The sequence below is a fragment of the Lentzea sp. CC55 genome (genome assembly GCF_021056325.1).
Classification (GTDB): domain Bacteria; phylum Actinomycetota; class Actinomycetes; order Mycobacteriales; family Pseudonocardiaceae; genus Lentzea; species Lentzea jiangxiensis.
On record NZ_JAJCXE010000004.1, the window covers coordinates 25,562 to 46,484 of the forward strand.

Consider the following 20,923-nt stretch of genomic DNA (forward strand, 5'->3'; position numbering starts at 1 on the left):
CCGTGACCGATCTTCAGGCGTTGGGTGAGCAGTGGCAGAAGGCTTACCAGCGGTTCACGGCTGCCGATGAGGCGAACCGCTACGCGAGTGCTGACGATCCGGAGGCTGCCGCCCGGATCGCACCCGCATATCGACAGGTGGCGTGGTGCTGGCGGCAACTAGCCGGTCACACGGAGACGCCCTGGTGGGCCAAGGCGGCTGCACTGCATGCCGCTGAGATGTTCGACCACCAGGCGGAGACGCGGGAACGGCTGTTGCACCACGACACCGACGCCTACGGCGAAACCGGCGCAGGGAGGTTGACGTGACCGTGGCTGAGCGTCGTGGGGCTACGTGGGCTCAGGCCGAGCGGATCGTCTCCCTCAGCGAGGCGCACGAGGTGCTGCCCCGGCTGATGCCGGACAAGAAAGACTTGGCCGGCCTGCGGCAGTTCCACGAGAAGAGCGCGGCCGTGTACCGGCGGGTCGCTGACCTCGATCGTGGTCACCACCACGAGGCCCTGTACTGGGCGGATCGTGAGGATCGGCTCGCGCGCGAGTTGGACGGGCACCGGGAAGGGACTTCGTCGTAACCGCAGAAATCGACGCCACGCTGCGTCGAGCGTGAGATACAGGAGGTCCCGCGATCTGGGTGGAACTTGACGAAAGCCTTGTGAAGTAGGGGTTTTGCGTCGTCGGCGCGTGGCTGCATGTCGCGTGCTGATGGCGCATGCCCTTGGCACACAACTGAATACGGGTGTGCGGCCGGTTGGTGGTCGCCGATGGAAACAGCCGAGTTCTTGGCGGTTCTGGGTCTGCTTCCATGGCGACACGCTGACTGGTCTTTCTTGTCGTCTTCGTTGCTACACAAAGGAATTCCAGTCGTGTCAATGGTATCTGCCTGTACGGGTGCGGCGTCAAGCCGAGCCGCTACCCCACTGGTGTGGATGTCCTCACTCTCCCCGACGCGTGGGGGTGGGGTCTGATGGGTAGGTGGGTTGATCCGGCCCCGTTCGAGGGCGTGCGTCCGCGTGTGCCGTGGTGGGCGCTCGTTCCGGGAAAGCTGAAGTGGATTGCCGCCGTCGCGGCGCTGGTGTGGCTGCTGCTGGTTGGCGTCGTGCGCCTGGTCCTCCTGGTCGGGCGGTACCCGGTGGTTACGCTGACTCCAGCGTTGATGCTGGTCTGTTGGTGGCGTCTGGGCTGGGGTCCGCTGGTCCTGGTGCTTCTGGCGGTCGCGGCCGGCCTGGTCATCTGGTGGGGCCTGTCGCGGGGCTCGTTCCGTGGTCAGGTGTGGCTGCGGCTCGTGACCGAGTGGCGTCGTGCCTCGGTGTACGTGCCGCGCTGGAAGACCACCGTGCGCCTTGCCGAGCTGGCCAAGGAGTGGCGGGGTCGTGAGTACCTGCCGAAGCTGCGGCGCGTTCGTTCGGATGGCTGGCGGGACCGTGTCCGGGTCCGGATGATCCCGGCCCAGTCGCACGAGGAATGGGAGCTTCGTCGCGCTGGGCTCGCGCACTCGTTCGGGGCGCGGTCGTGCCGGGTTCGGGTGCTCAAGCCTCGGATGCTGGAACTCGACTTCGTACACGCCGATCCGCTGGCCCGTCCGGTGCCGGTACCTCCGCTGTGCAATGACGCGGACGCGGTCGACCTCAAGCGTGTAGTCATCGGCATCCTGGAGACCGGGAAGGCCTGGCGGCTCAGGCTGCTCGGCAACCAGGTCCTCGGCGTCGGTGTGCAGGGCGCGGGCAAGGCATCGGTGCTGTGGTCGATCGTGTGGCACCTCGCCCCGGCCATCCGCGCGGGAGCTGTTCGCCTGGTGGGCATCGACCCCAAGGGCGGCATGGAACTCGGGCAGTGCGAGGAAGCGTTCTCGCGGCTCGTGTTCGACAACGGCGCGGCTGCCGTCGAGCTGCTGGAAGAGATCGCGGCGGAGGTCAAAGAACGGGCCGCGAAGTACCGGGGTGTGCGTCGGATTTGGGCGCGTCGCACGGGTGAGCCGTTCACTCTGCTGATCATCGATGAGTTGGCGGATCTTGTTGCGTATCAACCAGATCGCAACCTAAGGGAACGTGCGGTCCGCGCTGTTTCCACGATCACATCACAGGGCCGCGCGCCCGGTTACGCGGTCCTGGGACTGGTGCAGGACCCGCGCAAGGAGGTCGTGGCGTTCCGGCACCTGTTCGGGACCAAGATCGCGCTCCGGCTCGATGAGGCTCCTCAGGTGGACATGGTCCTGGGTGATGGTGCGCGGGCTCGGGGCGCTGCGGCTCACGAGATCAGCGAGAACACGCCCGGCGTCGCGTGGGTGAAAACCGATGGGCGCGGGATGCCCGAACGAGCGCGTGCCTTCCACGTGACGGACGCGGACCTGGTCGAGCTGGCCATGTTCTTCGGGATCACCGAAGCCACGGTGCACGAGTTCCCGAACCGCCCGGACGGCGGCGATGCGATGGGAGGTGAGGCGGCATGACCGACAACCGAAGGGAGACCATGACGAACGATGCGAAGGCCGTAGAGGTGGCCGTTGTTCCGGCTGTCACGCAGGACGTGGCGGGGATGACCTCGGCGGAGCGCGCCCGGATGCCGCTCACGCTCGACGTGGTCAAAGCGGCGGCGGAACAGCACGGGGTCTGTGTGCGGCCGGTGCTGCGGGAGGTCGTGGACCTCGACACCGGTGAGGTCCGCATGGTCGGTGTCCGGTGCAACTCGACCGTGGCGAGCAAGTGCCCGGCGTGTGCGGACCGCAACCGGCGTGCGCGCATGGCTCAGTGCAGGGAAGGCTGGCACCTCGACCAGGAGCCCGTGGCGGAGCGGGAGACTGCCACGAGCGATCAAGTCGAGCTGGTCACCTACCGCTCGGATCTGACTGCCGAGTACCGCCGAGCACAGGCTGAGGGTGCGCTCGAGCACGTCGAGGACCTGCGAGAAGCGATCCGGGAAGCAGACGCGGATCTGCGCAGGGAAGGAGTCCGCGGCAACCTCCCCAACGTGGATCGGCCGGCCACGCCTGCGCCGGTTCGCTCGACTCGGCGGCGGCAGGACTCGCCGAACCTGCCTCGGCGCAAGGTCGCCAAGACCACGGTCGGGCGGGAGTTCGCGGGCAAGTACCGGCCCTCGACGTTCGTCACGCTCACGCTCGACTCCTACGGCAAGGTGCGCTCGGACGGCACGCCCGTGGATCCGAGCACGTACGACTACCGCCGTGCTGCTCGGGACGCGGTGCACTTCGCGTCGCTGATCGATCGGTGGTGGCAGAACCTGCGGCGGGTCGTGGGCTGGGACGTGCAGTACTTCGGCACGGTCGAGCCGCAGAAGCGCATCACCCCGCACGCCCACTTCGCTGTACGCGGCTCGATCCCGCACGCGGTGGTGCGCCAGGTGACGGCGGCGACCTACCTCCAGGTGTGGTGGCCCAACCACGACGAGATCAAGTACAGCGGCGACCGGATGCCGGTGTGGGACATGCGCGCCAAAGGTTTCGTGGACCCGGACACCAACGCCCCACTCACGCCGTGGGCCGATGCGGTGGCCGACCTGGACGCTCCAGCGCACGTGGTCGAGTTCGGCTCACAGGTGCACTCCAAGGGCATCCTCGGCGGCACCGAGGAAGCCGGGCGGCACATCGGCTACCTGACCAAGTACCTGGTCAAGTCGATCTCTGAGGTTGTCGCGGTGGACGACTCGCAGCGGGTGAGTGAGCACGCGGACCGCCTGGCGGCCGAGCTCGCAATCACGCCGTGCTCGGAGCGATGCGCGGTCTGGCTGCTCTACGGGGTTGCGCCCAAAGGCACGCACTCCCGGATGACTCCGGGCCGGTGCCGCTCCAAGGCACACCGCCGCGAAACGCTCGGGTTGCCGGGGCGGCGGGTGCTGGTGTCGCGGCGCTGGTCGGGGAAGACCCTCGCCGAGCACAAGTCCGACCGGGCCACGTTCGTCCGCGAAGCCCTGGCGGCTGCCGGGATCGCCAAGCCGGAAGGGACGGACCGGACGCGGCTGATGTGGGCACCGGTCCGGCCTGGTGATCCGCACGCTCCCAGCCGGGCCGAGCTGCTGATGCAGATGATCGCCCAACGGCTCAAGTGGCGAGCCGAATACGACCAAGCCCAGGCGGTGCTGGCCGCGTTGCCCCGACCCGCGCCCGATGAGGGGCTGGATCTTTCAGCAACTCATCGGGAGGCGGCCTGACCAGCGACGGAAGGGGGACAGCATGAGTGATCGACCGCGCTTCATCACCGTGGAATGCCTCTGGACACCGGCCGTTCTGGCCGAGTTCCTCGGCATCCCCGAGAAGACGCTGACCGACTGGCGCTACCGCAGCGTGGGGCCTGCGTTCGTCCGGCTCGGAAAGCACGTCCGCTACCGCCCGGACGACGTCCGGTCCTGGTTGGACGAACAAGCGGCAGCTTGATCGACATGGCCCAGCCGGGACCACTCGCCCGGCTGGGTCTTTCAGCAACCCCGCGAGGAGACAGGACTCATGGCTGGACACGTGCAAGATCGCTGGTGGCGGGAGAAGGTCGACCCGGAGACCAGACAGGTCGTGATCGGCAAGAACGGCAAGCCCGTGAAGGAGAAGACCGACCTGTACGGCGTCGGCCTGCGGTACAAGGTGCGGTACTACGACGACTCGGGAAGGGAACGGTCCAAAAGCTTTCCGGACAAGCAACTCGGGAAGGCTCAGGACTTCCTGACCAAGATGCAGCACGACGTCTTGGCCGGCGAGTACATGGATCCGGATGCCGGGAAAGTGACACTCCAGGACTTCACCGAGAGGTACCTCAAGGGACGCTCACAGGACCCGTCGTCGCAAGAGACGATGCAACAGATCGTCGGGCATTACATCTACCCGTTCCTCGGAAAGCTGCACATCGGTTCGATCAACGTCGACACGATGCGGGAGTACCTGGGCTGGATGACCAACGAGAAAGGGATCTCGGTCAACTTCCAGGCCCAGATCTGGGACAACCTGTCCTCGATCTTCCAGGCCGCGAAGGAGGAGCGGAAGATCCGCACCAACCCCTGCCGTTCTCGCTCGCTGTCACGGCCTCGGCGAATCGAGAACAAGATCGTCCCCTGGTCCGAGACCAAGCTGAGCAAGGTCGAGCTGGCGTTGCCCGCCCGTTGGAAGATCATGGTCGCCCTGGGTGCCGGCCTGGGTCTGCGGCAGGGTGAGGTCTTCGCCTTCACGATGGACGACGTCGACCGCGAGAAGATGCTCTACCGGTGCAACCGGCAGATCGCGATCATCAACAACAGGTTGACTTTCAGGCTGCCGAAGGGCCACAAGACGCGAGAGATCCCACTCAGTGAGGGCGTCTTGGAGAGGCTGGACGACTACCGGGAGAACTTCCCTTCCGTAGCGATCACGCTGCCGTGGAGTGAGCGGGACTCCAAGAAGACCGAGACGGTCAACCTGCTGATCGTCAACGCGCACAAGGTCCCGAATCACCGCCAGACGTTCAACGACGAGGTCTGGCGCAGGGCGGTCAAGCGGGCGCAGGTCGAGCGGAACCCCGGTGGTGACGGGATGCACGCTCTGAGGCATCTCTACGCCTCTCATCTCCTCGCCCAGGGCGTGAGCATCCGGGAGCTGGCGGACTACCTCGGGCACACCTCCCCCGCCTTCACGCTCCGCAAGTACGCCCACCTGATGCCTTCGAGCCACCACAGGGCGCGCCTGGCGGTCAACACGATGATCAAGCCACGGAAGACGGCTTCGTCCACGAGCGGCCAGACGGCGACCGGCGAGACCGTGCCCGGTTCCCGGCCTGAGGACGTCTGACGGCCTGGAGACGGCCTGACGACCCAGAAACAAGATCAAATGGCACGCTTACCGCAGGTCAGGGCTTGATCGTGCACAGATCGAAGTCATGGACGAAGACTCTAACTTCGGACGGAGGGCGCTCCGGACGCGGTCGTGGGGTGGGGCGACCGTGAGAGGAGCGGCACGTGGGACGCGGCCCGGCCGTGAGGCAGGCTGGCGGCATGGCGACTCCTCTCATCATCGACACCGACCCCGGCGTCGACGACGCGTTCGCGATCGCGCTCGCGGCCCACAGCCCCGAGGTCGAGCTGAAAGGCCTGACCACGGTCTTCGGCAACGTCGGGCTGGACCTCACGACGGCCAACGCGCTGCGGCTGCTCGCGCACCTCGGGCGCACCGACGTGCCCGTGGTCAAGGGGTTCGAGGGGCCCGGCGGGGCCGCGGACGTGCACGGCGCGGACGGGCTCGGCGGGCAGGCGCTCACGTTGCCGGAGAACCCGCGGGGTGTGCAGGGCGAAGACGTCGTGCGGTTCTTCGCGGACACGATCACGCCGGACACCGTCGTGGCGGCGGTCGGGCCGCTCACGAACATCGCCGCCGCGCTCGACGCCGGTGTCGAGTTCCCGCGGCTGATCGTCATGGGTGGCGGGCTCGGCATCGGCAACACGACGCTCCGGGCCGAGTTCAACTTCTGGGCCGACGCCGCGGCGGCGCGGACGGTGATCCGCAAGGGGAACCCGGTCGTCGTGCCGCTCAACCTCACGCAGCGGTGCATCGCGGACACCGAGTTCCTCGCGAACGTCGACCCCGTGCTGAGCAACCTCACCGGCACCTACCGGGCCTACCTCGCCGCCAACAGGAACCTGAACCACTCCGACCGCGAGGAGGGCATCCTCGTCCACGACGCCGTCGCCGTGGCGGAGGCGGTCGTGCCCGGAAGTCTCGTCCTGAAGACCCACGGGCTCGACATCGACGACGAGGGCGCGCTCGTCGAGGGGAAGTACCAGGTGGAGGTCGCGGAGGACTGCGACTGGCCCGCGCTGAGGGCCTTCATGGAGCAGCGGTTGTCCGTTTGACGACAACTTCACGTCGCTCTCTGGGGTTGGACGGGCACGGAAAGTAGGGTCCGCCACCATGCGGCGAAGAGTGCTCACGACAGCTGCGGTGGTGGCGGCCATGACGTTCGGAGTGGCCCCTGCCTCCGCTCAGCCCCAGGTCCAGGTGGTGCCGGATCCGGCAGCACACGTGAACCCGTTCATCGGCACGACCAACCTCGGGAACACCTTCCCCGGCGCGGTCGTGCCGTTCGGCATGTTCTCCTTCAGCCCGGAGGCCAGTCGCGGCAACACCCTGCGCGCCGCGGCTCCCGGCGGTTACCGGTACGACGCCACGAAGATCCGCGGCTTCAGCCTCACCCACATGTCCGGGACGGGTTGCGCGGGCGGCAGCGGTGACATCCCGATCTTCCCGCACGTCGGGACCGTCACGACCAGCCCGACCACCGACGCGACGGACGCCGTCTACGCGAGCGAGTTCGCGCACGCGGACGAGGTGGCCAAGCCCGGCCGTTACGACGTGACGCTCAAGTCGGGTGCGAAGGCCGAGCTGTCCGCCACCGAACGCACCGGCGCGGCGCGGTTCACCTTCCCCGCCGACAAGCCGGCGACGGTGCTGGTCAACACGTCCAAGTCGCAGGTCGGCAGCAGTGACGCCCAGACCGTGGTCGACAGGGACAGGCGCACCATCACCGGCAGCGTGACCAGCGGCAACTTCTGCGGCTACATCAACCAGGCCGGCCGCCGCAGCTACTACACGCTGCACTTCGTGGCGGAGTTCGACCAGGCGTTCACCGAGGTCGGCACGTACCAGGACAACGTTGTCACGCCCGGGAGCACGACCTCGAAGGGCGGCACGACGTACGGCACCAACGGCTGGCCGGTGCTGGGCAAGGGGTCCGGCGCGTACCTCGGGTTCGCACCGGGCTCGCAGGTCGGCGTGAAGATCGGCATCTCCTACGTCAGCCTGGACAACGCCAAGGCGAACCTGAGGGCCGAGAACAAGGGCCAGTCCATCGAGGACATGAGGGACAACGCCTACATCGCCTGGCAGAAGCAGCTCCGGCGCATCGAGGTCGGCGGCGGCTCCGACGACGAGCGGACGAAGTTCTACACGGCGCTGTACCACTCGTTGCTGCACCCCAACCTCTTCAGCGACGTCAACGGCGAGTACGCCGGGTTCGACGGCGAGGTCCACAAGATCGACAAGCGGAGGCAGAAGGCCCAGTACGGCACGTTCTCGGGCTGGGACGTCTACCGCTCGCAGCTGCAACTGCTCACCCTGCTCGAACCGCAGATCGGGTCGGACATCGCGCAGTCGCTGCTCAACCAGGCCGAGCACAACAACGGCGTGTGGGACCGCTGGACGCACAACAACGGTGGCACGCACGTCATGAACGGCGACCCGGCGCCGATCGCGCTGGCCGCCATCTCGGCCTTCGGCGGCACCGGCTACGACCTCGGGGCGTCGCTGAAGTCGCTGGTGAAGGCCGCGACCGTGCCCACGGCGCTCGACCTGAGCAAGGAGGGCTGGGCCGTGATGTCGGTCGGGCAGCGGCCGTCGCTCGACAAGTACCTGAAGCACAGGTACATGCCGTCCGTCTCGAACGCCTGGGGTGGCGCGGCGGAGACCTTGGAGATCTCCGCGGCGGACTTCGCGATCAGCCAGCTCGCCGAGCGCACGGGCGACCGCAGGACCGCGAGGACGTTCGCCGAACGCGCCCAGTGGTGGCAGAACAACTTCGACCCGGTCGCGGACGCCACCGGCGGCTACATCCGCAACCGCAACGCCGACGGCACGTGGGTCAAGGACTTCACGCCCGACACCGGCAACGGGTTCGTCGAGGGCAGCAGTGCCCAGTACACGTGGATGGTCCCGCACAACGTCGCCGGGCTCGTGGAGTCGCTCGGTGGCCGGGAACGCGCCACCAAGCGGCTGGACGACTTCTTCCACAACGCCGACGGCAGCTGGGCGCTGACCGGCCGCGGCGGGGCGAAGTCCGAACTGGACAACGAGCCGTCGGTGAACGTGCCGTGGCTCTACAACTACACCGGCCAGCCCGCCAAGGCGCAGGAGACGTTGCGCGAGACGGTGACCACGCTGTGGAAGAACGCCCCCGGCGGCATTCCCGGCAACGACGACCTCGGCGCCATGTCGTCGTGGTTCGTGTTCACCGCGATGGGCATCTACCCGCAGGTGCCGTCCCGCGCCGAGCTGGTGCTGAGCGCGCCGCTGTTCACGTCGGTGAAGATCAACCGCGGCGGCGGCAGGGACATCACCATCACCGCGCCCCAGGCCGGCACGGCCACGAAGTACGTGCAGTCGTTGAAGGTCAACGGCCGTGCGTCGTCGAAGACCTGGCTGCCCGAGTCGTTCGTCGAACGCGGCGGCAGGCTCGACTTCGTGCTGGGCAGGTCGGCGTCCTCGTGGGGCACCGGTGCCGCGGACGCCCCGCCGTCGTTCCGCGACGGCGAGCAGCCGATCCGCCACGACCAGCCGTACTTCCTCACGGTCGAACCGCGCCAGCTCGTCGTCGAGCCCGGCGGTTCGGTCCGGGGGAAGGTCGACTCGGTCAAGCTCTACGACGGCGACCCGAAGGCGACCTACACGATCACCGGCCCGGACGCGCTGTCGTTCACGCCGGCCACCGGCACCGTGCCCGCGGAGTTCACGGTTGCGGCCGGTCCCGGTACCGCGCAGGGCTTCTACGACATCACCGTGACGGTGACCGTCGAGGGCGCCTCGAAGCCGGTCGTGCTGCCGCAGACGGTGAAGGTCGCGCCGGCGGGCAGCATGCTCGCCGCCGTGAACAACGTCGGCGCCTCCGCCGACGCGGACGGCGAGGGCGACTTCGACGGCGGCGGCTACAGCTACTCGCGGGAGGCGCTGGCCACGGCCGGACTCGCGCCGGGCGGCACGGCCACCGTCGACGGCCTGACGTTCACGTGGCCGTCCTCCCCGGCGGGCCGTCCCGACAACGCGACCGCCGCGAAGCAAACGCTTGCCCTGTCCGGGACGCGGCTCGCCTTCGTGGGCTCCGCGGCCAACGGCGCCCGCACCAAACCGGCCGTCGTCACGTTCACCGACGGCACGACCGCTTCGGTGGACATCGGGTTCAGCGACTGGACGCTGGGCGGAGGCGGGGCGACGCCGAGCTACGGCAACGTCGTCCTCGCGACCACGCCGTACCGCAACACGCTCGGCGGCGGCAACGAGAAGGTGGCCACGCACATCTTCGCCACGAAGACGTACGTGGCTCCGGAGGGCAAGGCGCTGGCGAGCGTCGTGCTGCCGGACGACGGGAACATGCACGTCTTCGCCGTGGCACTGGCTTGATCCCACCCGGTGCGGCTTCGCCCTTCCGGCGGAGCCGCACCGGACAGCCGTAGCTCCTAAGGTTGTGCGGTGTTCAAGGTTTCAGAGCGCGAGCAGTTGCGCGGCGATCTCGTCCGCGCCGCCGAGACCGACTTCCGGGTGGTCGGGGCGGCGGTGACGGGGTCGGCCGCGGTGGGCCGGGAGGACCGCTGGTCGGACATCGACTTCGCGTTGTCGGTGGAGCGGGACGTGGACGGCGTGGTCGCCGACTGGACGGCGTTGATGCAGGCGTGCGGCGCCGTCGGTCATCTTGACGTGCGGCGGGGCAACGTGCTGTTCCGCGTGTTCCTGATGCGGTCGACGTTGCAGGTGGACATCGCGTTTTGGCCGTCGGACGAGTTCGGGGCGACCGGGCCCACGTTCCGGTTGTTGTTCGGGGAGGCCAACGAGCTTCCTCCCGCCGGGCAGCCCGATCGGGACGAGCTCGTCGGTCTTGCCTGGTTGTACGCGGTGCACGCGCGGTCGTCGATCGAGCGCGGGCGGGTGTGGCAGGCCGTCCACATGATCAACGGAGTGCGCGACCACGTGATGTCGTTGCGGTGCCTGCGCGAAGGGGTGCCCGCGGTGCAGGGGCGGGGGCTCGACGACCTGCGGGACGCCGGGGCGTTCGCGGGGACGCTGGTGTCGTCGGTGGATCCCGCCGAGCTGCGGCGGGCGTTCCGGGTGGCGACCGGGTTGCTGGCCGACGAGATCAGCGAGCCGGTGTTGCGGGAGACCGTTCTGGAGCTGTCTCACGGAGCAGCAGAGCCGCGGTGAACAGCACGAGCACCGCTGCGGAGCCGTGCACCGCGAGCGCGTAGCCCACTGTGCCGCCGTGCGTCATCACGGCGACGCAGTCGCCGATCGGGATGATCGAGTCCGCCAGGACGACCCACCCGAGTGCCCGGCGATGGCCCAGGAGCAGCAGGATCAAGGCCGTCAGGGCGTAGGCGAGATCTCGCACGCCCTTCACGACGTAGTAGCCGGTCGGGTCGACGATGCCGAAACCCGACGCGGCTCCGTCACCGTCGAGCAGGTAGCTCAGGCCGAAGTAGAAGCCCGCCGCTACGACGAGCCATCCCATGATCGTGGCCAAGCGCATCTCGTCCTCCTGGGGATCTAGCACCGCTAGCGATGAGAGCGACGCTAACAGGATCGGCGCTCGGATGTCTAGCAGTGCTAGATTCTCGGGCGTGACCATCCAGAACCGGCGTGAGCGCGAGCGGGCCGAACGCCACCAGCTGATCATCGACGCCGCCCGGGACCTGGCCGAGCAGGAGGGCTGGGACGCGGTCACCACGCGCCGGCTCGCCGAGAAGGTCGAGTACAGCCAGCCGGTGCTCTACAGCCACTTCAAGGGCAAGGACGCGATCGTGCGCGCGGTCGCGATCCAGGGGTGCGGTGACCTGGCGCGCGTGCTGCGGGAAGCCCGTCCTCCACGAGGCGGGTCGCGGCTGCGGGCCGCGGCGGAGGCCTACCTGCGGTTCGCGAAGGAGAGGCCGGCGCTCTACGACGCGATGTTCGTGCAGCAGTCCGACATCCCGTGGGGCACGGACGAGGTGCCGCAGGAGCTGCTCGACGCGTTCGGCGAGCTCGTCGCCGCGGTCGAAGCCGTCCGGCGCGACCGCGACCCGGAGGCGTTGACGGAGGTCTTCTGGAGCTCGCTGCACGGCATCGCGACGCTCATGCGGGGCGGGAGGTTGCGACCGGTGCACGACGACACCCGCCTCGACCTGCTGCTAGGTGCGCTGAGCCTCGCACAGGACGAAGACGGGCTTTGAGCCGATCCTGGTCAGCACGACCGTGGCCGACCCCGGACCGGAGAGCTTGAGGCGCTTGCGCATCGTGTTCGGGTCGACGTCGAGGCCGCGCACCAGGATCTCCAGCGAGCCGATCCCCCGCGTCTTCAGCAACGACTTGAGCGACTTCTCCGCGTAGTGCCCGTGTTCGAGCACGCGGAACGCCCGGATGCCGGGTGGGGGCTCGTCACCGCTCAGGTACGCGATGCGCTCGTCGAGCTGCCACAACCCGTGCCGTGCCGCGTAGTGCCGCACCAGACCGGCGCGCACCACCGCGCCGTCCGGGTCGACGAGCCACGCACCGGGCGGCGCGACCGGGCAGTCGCCGGGTTCGGCGTCCGTCAGGGTCCACGACGACGACCCGCGCAGAACCGTGGCGCGGCGCGACACCCCGGGGGTGGCGAGGCCTCGCGTCCACAGGCAGGCCTCGCGGACGGCGCCGTCCAGCGACACGACCTCGATCTCGTCCGCCCAGGGCGCGACGGCGAAGTCGATGCCGGGCGCGCACTTCACGGCGAGGTCGACGCCCGCGTACACCTCGGACAGCTCGTCGAGCGGCGGTACGAAGTCCGAGGGGTTCCACTTGCGGCGGCCGGAGGAGTCACGACGGGCCGGGTCGGCGGTCACGGCGGACGCCCGCGACACCGGGCGCAGGGCGTCGGCCAGGACGACGAGCGAACCCGGGACGTTGTTGCGGGCCATGGCGAGCCTCACCGGGTCGAGGTCCGAGCCGACGCACGTGGAAGCGACCGAGCTCAGCGCGAAGAGGTCCGCCCCGACCGAGCAGGTGACGTCGTGCACCGTGCGACCGGCGAACCGCGCGGCGCGGTGCCGCGCGACAGCGGACGCCGTGGCCTGCTGCAGCGCGTCGTCGGTGAAGAGCCACGACGCCGCGGAGTCCAATTTGGACAGCGCACGACGCCGCAGCAGCACGGTTTCCACGACCGGGGCGAACGACGGGCCGAGGCGCCTGCGGGCCGTCTCGACGTCCCTCAGGCGGGAGGCGTCGGAGAACGGCAACGCGTCCACCTCCGCCACCGCGGCGGTTCCGGCGGCGGAGCGCAGGAACGCCACGTCGGCGGTGGTGAACGCGTAGCCCAACTCAGGAAGACTTCTCGCCGGTGATCGACACGTTGTAGAACACCTCGCGCGGCAGCACCTTCGAGAGCACGTTCTGGTCGACCCACGAGAGGTTCTGCCAGGTGCGGTAGGCGAACATCGCCCACCCGAAGCCCAGCTTCCCGCGCGGCACGGCGGCCTCGAACGTCCGCACCGGCCAGCCGAACAGGGCCGCGGACAGCTCGTCGGTCACCGCGCGCACACCGACGGCACCGGCGCGGCGAGCCGTCGCCTCCAGCTGGTCCGGGTCGAACGTGTGCAGGTCGACCACGGCCTCCAGCGCGGCGGCGCGGGAGGACTCGTCGAGCTCCTCCTGCGGCCGGCGCCAGTCGTTCAGCACCGGCAGGGCCTTGGTGAGGTTGGTGGTCAGCCACCACGTCGCCTGGCCGAGCTTGCGGGCGTAGAAGTTGCCGATGTTCGTCGGGTCGCCCGCGAACACGAACTTCCCGCCGGGCTTGAGGACGCGCAGCACCTCGCGCATCGCCGCCTCGACGTCCGGGATGTGGTGCAGCACCGCGTGGCCGACGACGAGGTCGAACGTGTTGTCGTCGTACGGGATCCGCTCGGCGTCGGCGACCCGGCCGTCCACGTCGAGACCGAGGTGCTCGGCGTTGCGCAGCGCGACCTCGACCATGCCGGGCGACAGGTCGGTGACCGAGCCCTTCTCGATCACCCCGCCCTGCATGAGGTTTAGCAGGAAGAAGCCGGTGCCGCAGCCCAGTTCCAGGGCGTGGCCGTACGGGCCGACGTCCCCGGCGGCGGCGCGGAAGCGGTCCGTCGCGTAGGTGATGCAGCGTTCGTCGTACGAGATCGACCACTTCTCGTCGTACGTGCCCGCTTCCCAGTCGTGGTAGAGCACCTGCGCGAGCTTGGTGTCGGAGTAGGCCGCCTCGACCTCTTCCGCGGTCGCGTGGGGGTTGGGTGCCGGGTCAGTTGCCACTGAACTTCGCCTTTCCGGGACCGTTCTCGATGAACGACTCGACGCCCGCCTTCTTGTCCTCCGTCGCGAACAAGGCCGCGAAGAGGTGGCTTTCGAGCTTGAGACCCGACTCGAGGTCGGTGTCGAGGCCGCCGTCGACGGCCGCCTTGGTGGCCGCCAGGGCGAGCACCGGCCCGCCGACGAACTGCTTGGCCCACCGCACGGCCGCGGCGTACACGTCGTCCGGGGCCACGACCTCGTCGACCATGCCGATCTCGAGCGCCTCCCGGGCGCCGACGAACCGGCCGGTGTAGAGCAGGTCCTTGGTCTTCGACGGACCGATCAGCCGGGCGAGGCGCTGCGTGCCGCCACCGCCGGGGATCAGGCCGAGCAGGATCTCGGGCTGGCCGACCTTCGCGTTGTCGCCCGCGATGCGGCGGTCGCAGCCGAGCGCCACCTCGAAGCCGCCGCCGAGCGCGTAGCCGGTGATCGCGGCGACCGTCGGCTTGGGCACCGAGGCCAGGGCGCCGAGCGCATCCGACAGGCCCTTGGCGCGCAGCGTCATCTCGGCGTGCGAGATCTGCGCGAACTCCTTGACGTCGGCGCCGGCCGCGAAGACCTTCTCGCCGCCGTAGACGATGACCGCGTAGACGTCCGAACGCTCGGAGGCCTCCTTCGCGGCGGCCTGCAGCTCGGTCTGCACCTGCCGGTTCAGGGCGTTCATCGGCGGCCGTTCCAGGCGGATCGTGCCGATCCCGTCCTCGACCTCGAGCCTAACGAACTCAGCCACGCGGCCCTCCACAGTTTCGTCGCGACAGCGGTGTCACGTTACCCGGCGGTAGCTTCTCAGATCTTCCTGCGGGCGAAGAAGCGGTCTCCCGACTTCTGCAGCTCCAGGTCCTGGCCGAAGGTCTTCGAGAGGTTCTCCTCGGTGAGGGTGTCCTCCAGCAGGCCCTGCGCCACGACCGAGCCCTCGCGCAGCAGCAGGGCGTGCGTGAAGCCCGGCGGGATCTCCTCGACGTGGTGGGTGACCAGCACCATCGCCGGCGCGTCCGGGTCGAGCGCGAGCTCGGACAGCTTCGCGACCAGGTCCTCGCGGCCGCCCAGGTCGAGGCCCGCCGCCGGCTCGTCGAGAAGCAGCATCTCGGGGTCGGTCATCAGCGCGCGGGCGATCAGGGTGCGCTTGCGCTCGCCCTCGCTCAGCGTGCCGTAGAGGCGGTCGGCCAGGTGTCCCATGCCGAGGGTGCCGAGCAGCTCGCGGGCGCGGCCGGTGTCCTGCTCGCCGTACTCCTCGCGCCACCGGCCGAGGACCGCGTAGCCCGCGGAGACGACCAGGTCGACGACCGTCTCGTCGGGCGGGATGCGGCCACCGAGCGCCGCGGAGCACAGGCCGATCCGGGGCTTGAGCTCCTGGACGTCGGTCTTGCCCAGGCGTTCACCCAGGAGGTGGACCTTGCCCTTGGTCGGGTGCAGGTCGGCGCTGGCGAGCCGTAGCAGGGTCGTCTTGCCGGCACCGTTCGGGCCCAGCACCACCCAGCGCTCGTCCAGCTCCACGCTCCAGTCGATGTTGCCGACCAGCGTGTTCTTCCCGCGGCGGACCGATACGCCCGCCATGTGCACGACCAGATCTGTCACGTCGACGTCCGCCACGCCCCCATTGTTCCGAACGGCACCCGACCGCCCACTCATCGGGGTGCACCTCACGCCGGGTGAGGACGCTGCGCCGCCTGTGTGAACTCTTGAGTTCGTTGTCGGTGCCGGATGCCAAGATCGAGGGCATGGCTACTCGACCCGAGTCCGAGGTGCTGGCAGGGCGTCCGTTCCCACTGGGAGCGCACGCCGAGGCCGGCGGTGTCCGGTTCGCGGTGACGTCGCACGTCGCCGACGCGGTCGAGGTCTGCCTCGTCGACGACGACGGCACCGAGAAGCGCGTCGAGCTGACCGAACGGACGTTCGGCGTCTGGCACGGCCTCGTGCCGGGCGTCACACCGGGCCAGCGGTACGGGTTCCGGGTCCACGGGCCGTACGACGCGGGCCGCGGCCTGCGCTGCAACCCGGCCAAGCTGCTCGTCGACCCGTACGCCCGGCAGGTCGTGGGCGGGATCACGAACCTGGAGGCCGCGCTCGGCTACGTGGGCGACCCGATGCACGGGCCGCCCTCCTCCGTCGACTCGCTCGGCTCCGTACCGCTCTCGGTGGTGAGCTCACCGGGCGGCGCGGACACGGGCGTGAAGCCCGAGGTGCCGTTCGAAGAGGCCGTCATCTACGAGATGCACGTCAGGGGCTTCACGAAGAACCACCCCGAGATCCCGGAGAAGCTGCGCGGCACCTACCTCGGCCTCGCGCACCCCGCCGCGATCGAGCACCTCGCCCGGCTCGGCGTGACGACGGTCGAACTGCTGCCGGTGCAGGCGTTCCAGGACGAACCGTCGCTGATCAGCAGGGGTGCGCGCAACTACTGGGGCTACTCGCCGCTGGGCTACTGCGCGCCGCACGCGGCGTACGCGAGCGAGCCCGGCAACGAGATCCAGGAGTTCCGCACGATGGTCGCGGCGCTGCACGCGGCGAACATCGAGGTGCTGATCGACGTCGTCTACAACCACACCTGCGAGGGCGGGCCGGACGGGCCGACGATCTGCTTCCGCGGCTACGACGCGCCGGGCTACTACCTGCACGCGGGCGGTGGCAGCACGGTCGACATCACCGGCTGCGGCAACACGCTCGACGCCGGCTCGCCGCAGGTCGTGCGCCTGGTGACGGACTCGCTGCGGTACTGGGCGCAGGAGATGGGCGTCGACGGGTTCCGCTTCGACCTCGCCTCCACGATGGGCCGTCCCGGCGGCGGGTTCTTCGACCGCGACAGCGCCCTGCTGACGGCCATCACGACGGACCCGGTGCTGTGCCGGTCCAAGCTGATCGCCGAACCGTGGGACGCGACGGGCGACGGCTACCGCGTAGGCGACTTCGGCATGCAGTGGGCGGAGTGGAACGGCCGCTACCGCGACACGGTGAGGGACTTCTGGCGCGGCCACACGTCCGTGCGCGACCTCGCGTACCGGCTCTCCGGGTCGAGCGACCTGTACGCGGACGACCTGCGCCGGCCGTGGCAGTCGATCAACTTCATCACCGCGCACGACGGTTTCACCCTGCGCGACCTGGTGTCGTACAACGACAAGCACAACGAGGAGAACGGCGAGCAGAACCGCGACGGCACGAACGACAACCGCTCGTGGAACTGCGGCGCCGAGGGGGAGACGACCGACGCCGGGGTCCTCGCGCTGCGGGCCAAGCAGGCGCGCAACCTCCTGGCGACGCTGCTGCTGTCGACCGGCACGCCGATGATGACGGCGGGCGACGAGATGTGGCGCACCCAGGGCGGCAACAACAACGCGTACTGCCTGGACAACGACGTCTCGTGGGTCGACTGGACGGCCACGGACGCGAGCGAGGCGATGCTGGGCTTCACCCAGCGCCTGATCGACCTGCGCGCCTCCTCCCCCGCGCTGCGGCAGCCGGAGTTCTTCGAGGGCCGCACGACGCCGAGCGGCAACCCCGACCTGGTGTGGTTCCGGCCGGACGGCCAGGAGATGGCCGAGACGGACTGGTTCGACGAGGGCCGCCGCACGCTCGGCATGTTCATCGACGGGTCGAACTGCCTCTCGCGCACGCGTGAAGGTGAGCTCGTGTCGGACGACTCGTGGCTGATGCTGATGCACGCCGGTGCGGAGGCCATCACGGTCACCCTGCCGCACGAGCGGTACGGGCCGTCGTACGAGCCGTACCTCGACACGACGACGGCCGACGGCTCGCCCGCCACGCCCGGTTCGTTCGCACCCCGCGGGAAGGTCGCGGTGGCGGCGCGGTCGCTGTTGCTGCTGCGCATTCCGCGCTGAAGTCCTTGCGGCCACTTGGCTCTGGGTCCGAGGTTCTTCCGGCAGGTGGACGCTCTAGCCGCGCTCCGAACGGTCTGGCACGATCGCGGTCGTGGTCGTCTACTGCTGGACGGACCGCACGATCGACCTCGTCCTCGTGGCCTCGTGCGGGTGTAGCCCGACGCGACGCACGCGCTGAAAACCAGCGCCCCGCGTCGCGTCTTGATCGCTACCCCCGTACCGACGCGGCCCCCAGGAGCGAGTGCGTGACTTCGACGTTCGCCGGACCCACCACCGATCGAGATCGATTCGACCTGCACCCGGCGCTGGACAGCCGGCTGCTGCGGGACGTCGTCCACCCGTCCCGGGACCTCTGGACGCCGCGCGAGCTGCGCGACCTGACGTCGTTCGTGGCGAGCGAGCTGACCACCGGCCTGCTGGGGATCCTCGAGTACTCGGCCGAACGCCGCTGGTGGGCGCGCCTCGGGCTGACCGAGGGCGTCGAGCTGTGGCTGCTGTCGTGGCTGCCGGGGCAGGCCACCGAGCCGCACGACCACGGCGGCTCGGCCGGTTCCTTCACGGTGCTGCAGGGCAGGCTGCGGGAGGACTACCGCTACCCCGCCGGGCCGATCCGGTCCGCGGTGCGCGAGACCGGTGACGCGCTGGGCTTCGGCTCCGGGCGGGCGCACCAGGTGCTGAACCCGTTCGACGCGCCGGCCGCGACCGTGCACGCCTACTCGCCGCCGCTGGTGCCGACCCGCGAGTACGCGTCGCTGCTCGACATCCCCGACTCGATCCCGCCGCTGCCCGCGCGGCGCCTGCCGCTGGCCGAGCTGCGCCGGCTGGCCGACCTGGAGGGCCCGTGAGCACCCTGGACACCATCCTCGACGAGGCGCGGTCGCACCTGAGGCGCCTCGAACCGCACGAGCTGCTCGCCCTCGAGGACGCCCTGGTCGTCGACATCCGGCCGCACCACGACCGGCTCGCCGAGGGCGAGATCGAGAACTCCGTCGTGGTCGAGCGCATCGTGCTGGAGTGGCGGCTCGACCCCGCCGGCGACTGGCGGCTGCCCGGCTTCACCGCGGACACGACCGTCGTGGTGGTGTGCAACGAGGGCTGGGCCTCGTCGCTCGCGGCACGGGACCTGCAACGGGTCGGCCTCCCGAACGCCACGGACCTCGTCGGCGGGTTCCGGGGCTGGCGCGCGGCCGGTCTCCCGATCCGCGAGGGCGGCTCGCAGCCGGTGGTCTGAGCGGGGAACCGCCGTCGCGCCGGTAGCGTCTGGAGATCGTGACAGTGGTGCGCTGGGCCGCGACGGCCCTGGTGGTGGCCGGGACGATCGCCTGGACCCTCTCGGACTTCCTCCTCGGGCTGGCCGGTGCTCTCGCCGGCCTGCTGCTGGGGCTCGCGGCGGCACAGGGAGGCCTGGCGCTCGGCGCCGTCCTCTTCGGGCTCCGCATCACGAACGTGATCATCGGCGTCGGCTCCGAGGTCAAGGCGTGGACCAGCCCGAACCGGCGGGTGGTGCTGCGCAGCATCCCGGTGCTCGCCACGATCGGGCTCTCCGGGCGGAAACCGGGCGTGCGCAGGCGGACCGTCCTGACCGGGGTCTTCGCCGCCGTGCTCTGCGCAGCGGTCGCGGCGGCCACCTGGCTCACCACCGGCACCGCGTTCGGTAAGGGCCTGGCGCTCGCCACGACGGCGTGCTTCCTCGTGCAGCTCGTCCCGGTCGAAAAGCCCGCGTACGTGAGCATCGGCTGGTTCGCGTTCTCGCTGCCGAGGCTCACCGGCAGGCGCGTGGCCGAGCTGGAGGCGCGGCCGCGGGTCATGGCCGGCATGGACGCCTACCACCGCGGCGACCTCGACGAGGCCGAGCGGATCCACGAGGACCTGGCGCGCGAGCACCCCGAGCTGCTGACCGTGGTCGGTTTGAAGGTCGCGACGAGGTGCGCGCGGGAGAAGTACCTCGAAGCGCTGCAGACCGTGATCGCGCTGAACGGGCGGGAGGACCTCGGCGAGCGCGAACTGGCGTTCGTCCTCGCCACCACGGCCGGGGTCGCGGTCTACGCGGTCGAGGCGGGCCAGTTCCCCGCCGAGGTGGGTCTGGAGACCGCCCGCAGCATGCTCGGCAACGCCTACCGGGCCGGGTATCCGAAGTCCCGCTCGAACGGCACGCTGGCGATCATGGCGTTGCTGGAGGGCGACACCGCGACGGCGAGGCAGCTCGCGGGGTACGCCGCCGAGGCGAGCGAGAGCGGGACGGACCGCGCCGACGACCTGGTCACCATCGCGCGGGCGTGGATGGCGGACGGCGACAACGCGCGAGCTCGCGAGCTCGTGGCCGAGGCCCACGAGCTCGCGGCCTGGAGTCCGCGGGTGGCGGCGACCCGCGCCCGGCTGCAGATCAGCTAGGACTCGTGATCGCGGCGCTGGACGAGTGCTTTCCCGGATTCGCGGCGCACGTGGAGAAGGGCCCGTCACCGAGACCGGTGACGAGCCCCTCTCCACGCCGGGAACAGGTCAGCGGTTCCCCGCCGGCACCGGCGCGCCGGGCGACGCGGGCAGGCCGCCGGGAGGCACCGGCAGGCCGCACTTGCCCAGCAGTTCCTTGGCGGCCTTGAGCACCGCGTTCATCAGCTCGGTGACCTTGGCGGCGTCCGGCGGCGTCGCTCCCGCGCCGAGGATCGTGCCGCCGAGCGACGCGACCGCCGCGATCAGGTCGAGCACGGCCGGCAGGCACTGGTCGGCAGGGGCGGTCTGCTCGGCCGTCCTGGCGGGCGCCGGCGCACCAGGAGCGCTCACCGGCGGTGTCGGCAGACATCCGGCGTTCTGCATCGCCGTGACGAGGCCGAGCAGGTCGCCGATCAACGGTGTCACCGCGGCCACGTCGGGGGTGGGCGCCAGACTGCTGACGGCCTTCTTGAGCTTGTCGGCGAAGTCGTGGACGAGAGCGGCGCAGGCGGCGGGGACCTCCGGCGCGGCGGGCGACGAACTGGCAGCCGGGACAGCCGAAGCGGTGACCAGGGCTGCGACGAGCGAGAGCGCGGTAATCGTCTTCCTCACGG

The 20,923-nt window shown here is 69.8% G+C and carries 20 protein-coding genes; 14 read left to right on the top strand and 6 right to left on the bottom strand.

The window, feature by feature from the left end; genetic code table 11:
• The first annotated feature begins 2 nt into the window (after positions 1-2).
• From L6E10_RS02455 to L6E10_RS02495, 9 genes are all read left to right on the top strand, one after another.
• Entirely contained in the window at positions 3-308 is a 306-nt protein-coding gene (locus tag L6E10_RS02455; protein ID WP_236216347.1) for a hypothetical protein, read from the top strand.
• Positions 305-571: an AMED_5909 family protein gene (locus L6E10_RS02460; protein WP_236216349.1), complete on the top strand. Its 267-nt coding sequence runs from the start codon at positions 305-307 to the stop codon at positions 569-571. The genes L6E10_RS02455 and L6E10_RS02460 overlap by 4 nt, the downstream gene beginning before the upstream one ends.
• Positions 572-921: 350 nt before the next feature.
• Positions 922-2,445: an FtsK/SpoIIIE domain-containing protein gene (locus tag L6E10_RS02465; protein WP_236216351.1), complete on the top strand. Its 1,524-nt coding sequence runs from the start codon at positions 922-924 to the stop codon at positions 2,443-2,445.
• An 86-nt stretch (positions 2,446-2,531) separates the two neighbouring features.
• A complete protein-coding gene (locus tag L6E10_RS02470; protein WP_236216716.1) occupies positions 2,532-4,160 on the top strand; it encodes a replication initiator in 1,629 nt (542 codons plus the stop codon).
• A gap of 22 nt (positions 4,161-4,182) precedes the next feature.
• Positions 4,183-4,383 carry an AlpA family transcriptional regulator gene (locus L6E10_RS02475; RefSeq protein ID WP_236216353.1) on the top strand — a complete coding sequence of 67 codons (201 nt, stop codon included), beginning with the start codon at positions 4,183-4,185 and terminating at the stop codon, positions 4,381-4,383.
• A 69-nt stretch (positions 4,384-4,452) separates the two neighbouring features.
• Positions 4,453-5,757 carry a site-specific integrase gene (locus L6E10_RS02480; protein WP_236216354.1) on the top strand — a complete coding sequence of 435 codons (1,305 nt, stop codon included), beginning with the start codon at positions 4,453-4,455 and terminating at the stop codon, positions 5,755-5,757.
• Between the two features lie 203 nt (positions 5,758-5,960).
• The gene (locus L6E10_RS02485) at positions 5,961-6,815 is read left to right on the top strand and encodes a nucleoside hydrolase (RefSeq protein WP_236216356.1); all 855 of its coding nucleotides are present in this window, start codon (positions 5,961-5,963) and stop codon (positions 6,813-6,815) included.
• 58 nt (positions 6,816-6,873) lie between these two features.
• On the top strand, positions 6,874-10,131 hold the full coding sequence (locus tag L6E10_RS02490; protein WP_275675988.1) for a GH92 family glycosyl hydrolase: 3,258 nt from the start codon (positions 6,874-6,876) through the stop codon (positions 10,129-10,131).
• 69 nt (positions 10,132-10,200) lie between these two features.
• A complete protein-coding gene (locus tag L6E10_RS02495) occupies positions 10,201-10,926 on the top strand; it encodes a nucleotidyltransferase domain-containing protein (protein ID WP_236216360.1) in 726 nt (241 codons plus the stop codon).
• On the opposite strand, the gene L6E10_RS02500 is transcribed toward L6E10_RS02495, so the two are convergent.
• Positions 10,862-11,251: a DUF4267 domain-containing protein gene (locus L6E10_RS02500; protein ID WP_236216362.1), complete on the bottom strand. Its 390-nt coding sequence runs from the start codon at positions 11,249-11,251 to the stop codon at positions 10,862-10,864. The two genes, L6E10_RS02495 and L6E10_RS02500, sit on opposite strands and share 65 nt — an antisense overlap.
• Positions 11,252-11,342: 91 nt before the next feature.
• Between L6E10_RS02500 and L6E10_RS02505 the strand changes: the two genes are divergently transcribed.
• Entirely contained in the window at positions 11,343-11,930 is a 588-nt protein-coding gene (locus L6E10_RS02505) for a TetR/AcrR family transcriptional regulator (protein ID WP_236216364.1), read from the top strand.
• Here L6E10_RS02505 and L6E10_RS02510 read toward each other — a convergent pair.
• From L6E10_RS02510 to L6E10_RS02525, 4 genes are read right to left on the bottom strand one after another with little or no spacing between them, the layout of a single operon-like run.
• Positions 11,889-13,049 carry a class I SAM-dependent methyltransferase gene (locus tag L6E10_RS02510; protein ID WP_236216366.1) on the bottom strand — a complete coding sequence of 387 codons (1,161 nt, stop codon included), beginning with the start codon at positions 13,047-13,049 and terminating at the stop codon, positions 11,889-11,891. The genes L6E10_RS02505 and L6E10_RS02510 overlap by 42 nt on opposite strands.
• A gap of 1 nt (position 13,050) precedes the next feature.
• Positions 13,051-14,007, bottom strand: coding sequence for a class I SAM-dependent methyltransferase (locus L6E10_RS02515; RefSeq protein WP_236216368.1), 957 nt, complete (start codon positions 14,005-14,007; stop codon positions 13,051-13,053).
• Positions 13,997-14,776 (bottom strand): enoyl-CoA hydratase/isomerase family protein, encoded by a 780-nt coding sequence (locus L6E10_RS02520; RefSeq protein ID WP_236216369.1) that lies wholly within the window; start codon positions 14,774-14,776, stop codon positions 13,997-13,999. Before L6E10_RS02520 ends, L6E10_RS02515 begins: the two co-directional genes overlap by 11 nt.
• 56 nt (positions 14,777-14,832) lie before the next feature.
• The gene (locus L6E10_RS02525) at positions 14,833-15,675 is read right to left on the bottom strand and encodes an ABC transporter ATP-binding protein (RefSeq protein ID WP_374235580.1); all 843 of its coding nucleotides are present in this window, start codon (positions 15,673-15,675) and stop codon (positions 14,833-14,835) included.
• An 89-nt stretch (positions 15,676-15,764) separates the two neighbouring features.
• Between L6E10_RS02525 and glgX the strand changes: the two genes are divergently transcribed.
• The 4 genes from glgX to L6E10_RS02545 all read left to right on the top strand — a co-directional run bounded on the left by glgX (position 15,765) and on the right by L6E10_RS02545 (position 20,270).
• Entirely contained in the window at positions 15,765-17,879 is a 2,115-nt protein-coding gene (gene glgX, locus L6E10_RS02530) for a glycogen debranching protein GlgX (RefSeq protein WP_236216370.1), read from the top strand.
• Positions 17,880-18,124: 245 nt separating this feature from the next.
• On the top strand, positions 18,125-18,724 hold the full coding sequence (locus tag L6E10_RS02535; RefSeq protein WP_236216371.1) for a cysteine dioxygenase family protein: 600 nt from the start codon (positions 18,125-18,127) through the stop codon (positions 18,722-18,724).
• Positions 18,721-19,110, top strand: coding sequence for a rhodanese-like domain-containing protein (locus L6E10_RS02540; RefSeq protein WP_236216372.1), 390 nt, complete (start codon positions 18,721-18,723; stop codon positions 19,108-19,110). Before L6E10_RS02535 ends, L6E10_RS02540 begins: the two co-directional genes overlap by 4 nt.
• A 38-nt stretch (positions 19,111-19,148) precedes the next feature.
• On the top strand, positions 19,149-20,270 hold the full coding sequence (locus L6E10_RS02545) for a hypothetical protein (protein WP_236216373.1): 1,122 nt from the start codon (positions 19,149-19,151) through the stop codon (positions 20,268-20,270).
• Positions 20,271-20,378: 108 nt separating this feature from the next.
• Here L6E10_RS02545 and L6E10_RS02550 read toward each other — a convergent pair whose 3' ends face one another.
• Positions 20,379-20,921, bottom strand: coding sequence for a hypothetical protein (locus L6E10_RS02550; protein ID WP_236216376.1), 543 nt, complete (start codon positions 20,919-20,921; stop codon positions 20,379-20,381).
• Between the last annotated feature and the right edge of the window lie 2 nt (positions 20,922-20,923).